This window comes from Streptococcus sp. F2 (genome assembly GCF_056500955.1).
The window spans coordinates 1-2379 of the sequence record NZ_JBWKAI010000061.1 but is presented as its reverse complement, the minus strand read 5'-3'; the positions used below and the strand labels follow the sequence as shown (position 1 = coordinate 2379).

3 protein-coding genes and 1 pseudogene are annotated in these 2379 nt (G+C 36.9%); 2 read left to right on the top strand and 2 right to left on the bottom strand.

The window, feature by feature from the left end; translation table 11 throughout:
- Window positions 1-158: pseudogene (locus tag ACYTR8_RS10225) on the top strand (IS5/IS1182 family transposase); the annotation flags it as partial.
- A 35-nt stretch (window positions 159-193) separates the two neighbouring features.
- On the opposite strand, the gene ACYTR8_RS10220 reads toward ACYTR8_RS10225, so the two are convergent.
- Together ACYTR8_RS10220 and ACYTR8_RS10215 are read right to left on the bottom strand one after the other, a co-directional pair.
- Window positions 194-577, bottom strand: a complete 384-nt coding sequence (locus tag ACYTR8_RS10220) for a DUF4430 domain-containing protein (protein ID WP_111715839.1) — start codon at window positions 575-577, stop codon at window positions 194-196.
- Entirely contained in the window at window positions 561-1064 is a 504-nt protein-coding gene (locus ACYTR8_RS10215; protein ID WP_111715836.1) for an ECF transporter S component, read from the bottom strand. The genes ACYTR8_RS10220 and ACYTR8_RS10215 overlap by 17 nt, the downstream gene beginning before the upstream one ends.
- Window positions 1065-1387: 323 nt before the next feature.
- Between ACYTR8_RS10215 and ACYTR8_RS10210 the strand changes: the two genes are divergently transcribed.
- Window positions 1388-2230 carry a glycoside hydrolase family 25 protein gene (locus tag ACYTR8_RS10210; protein WP_111715834.1) on the top strand — a complete coding sequence of 281 codons (843 nt, stop codon included), beginning with the start codon at window positions 1388-1390 and terminating at the stop codon, window positions 2228-2230.
- Window positions 2231-2379: the final 149 nt, after the last annotated feature.

Here is a 2379-nt window from a genome sequence, read left to right as displayed (position 1 = left end):
TGGCATGCTTAAATCTCAAAAAACTGGTCAAAAGGATGGCGGGAGAGCCTTTTTATTTTGTTCAGATGAGGTGGTTTAAGCACGGAAACAGCCATTTTTATCTAAAAACACTAAAAAAGACAAACACCAAATCGATGTTTGTCTTCAATCTGAAATAGACTTGGCGTGCCAAGTCTATTTTATATTATAGTTACTATTTAAAAACTTCTTGATAAAATTCAATGCTATCCCCATCTTTAACGGTAATTTGATCGGCACCCTTATCTGCCATCTTTCCATTGACCTTAAAAAGCCAATATTTGTTAGCTTTCGTATCTTGTTCAATACCATCAATAGCAGTGATAAAGCCATCTTTTTCTTTGACCTCATAATTATCTTTGAGGACCTCAAGCACTGTGTCTCCTTCCTCAAAAGAAACTTTTTCGTCAACAGTATTGGTGTCTTCTTTAACAACTAAGCGAACGTGATGGTCTGATTTGGGAACGCTTGGAGTCTGTGTTTGTTTTGTTCCTTGCGAGCAAGCCACTAGTAGCATAGCAACAAGTGCTAAAAATCCTGTTTTAAATCCTTTGTTCACCGATTAACCTCCTAAATAACATCATAATAACTGGAAAAAAGATGAGAGTTGATAAAGCATGCGCTATATTAAAGGGCATCCCTACTAAAACATAGCTCCACCAAGGCATACTATACAAATACGCAAAACAAGTATCTATCAGCACCCCATAAAGAAATCCCCCAAAGCCAGCAAAAACAGCCTGATAGATAATTTGGTGGCGTTTTACTCTCAGTGTTAGGGGATAAAAGATATACCGCCAAAGCAAGAGAATGAAAGCAAAACACGTGATTTGCCAGAAAACCCAGGGACCAAAGCCAAGTAAAAAAGATGAGGACAATAAGCATAACATCATGACTAAACTAGCTTCTGCTAACCCAAAATAAAGAAGATATCCTAAAAAAATAGCCGTCACAGGCTGGACATTAGGAAGACTACTAAAAGCAATGCGAAGTACCACACAAAGGGCTGACATCACAGCGATTCGACTAACAACCTTAGTTGACATAATTTCTCTTTCTTGTTTTTTCTTTATTATGACAGATTTTAAAGCACTTAGCCAGTTTTGGGCTCATTTCTTATCAAACTAACATAAAATGAGGATAACTTAATAAAGAAGTGACCCTACTCTTCTACGATATAGTTAAAGACTAGCTTATTCTGTTCACTGATATAGGTCATAGCTATATACTAACTTGAGGAATGATTTCTTAGATAGACTCTCACTCGATTCTTGACCCTTTTAGCACGAACTCCTTAAAATGCAAGATAATATAAGGAAATAGTTAGGATATTTTGATTTTTCCCAGTAATTAAGGTACAATAGCAATAATGAGAAGAAGAATAAAACCTATTGTTGTGCTCGTCTTCTTTGCGCTACTGGCAATGGTATTAATCATTGGAAAGTTACACGCTAATCAAGTGAAACAAAAAGAGCTTGATCAAGCAAAGGCTAATATTCCTATTGCAACCAGTAGTTCAACTAAAACAAGCACAAGTGAGACTGAAGACTTTGTTTTAAATCCTATTATTGATGTTTCCGGTTGGCAACTCCCAGAAGAAATTGATTATGACACTTTATCACATAACATCTCTGGGGCAATTGTTCGTGTCTATGGAGGGTCACAAATCACAGCCCATAATAATGCGGCTTTTACCACCGGAATTGACAAATCTTTTAAAAAACACATCAAGGAATTCCAAAAACGTGACGTCCCCGTAGCTGTTTATAGCTATGCCCTTGGACGCAGCGCCAAAGAAATGCGAGAAGAAGCAAGAGCCTTCTACAAAAATGCCGCTCCTTTTAATCCAACTTATTATTGGATTGATGTCGAAGAAGTGACGATGAAAGATATGAACAAAGGTGTTAAAGCATTTAGAGAAGAGCTTAAAAAACTAGGGGCTGAAAATGTCGGTTTGTATATCGGGACCTACTTTATGGCTGAACAAGAAATCTCAACAAAAGGTTTTGATGCCATTTGGATTCCCACTTATGGTAGCGATTCAGGCTATTACGAGGCTGCTCCTAATACAACTCTAGATTACGACTTGCACCAATACACTTCACAAGGCTACATCAACGGTTTTAACCATCCCTTGGATTTGAATCAAATTGCTGTAACCAAGGACACTAAAAAAACGTTTGAAAAACTCTTTGGAAAGATTAAAAACTAAAAGACCAGTTTAGAAACTGGCTTCAGACTGAAGACAAAGTCCTTAGAATCACTTTTCTAGGGGCTTTTCATGATATTTAGGAGTATAATATAAGAAAAAGGACTTGTGAGGTTCTCCTATGTTACACAAAGAAAAACCTGATTATAACC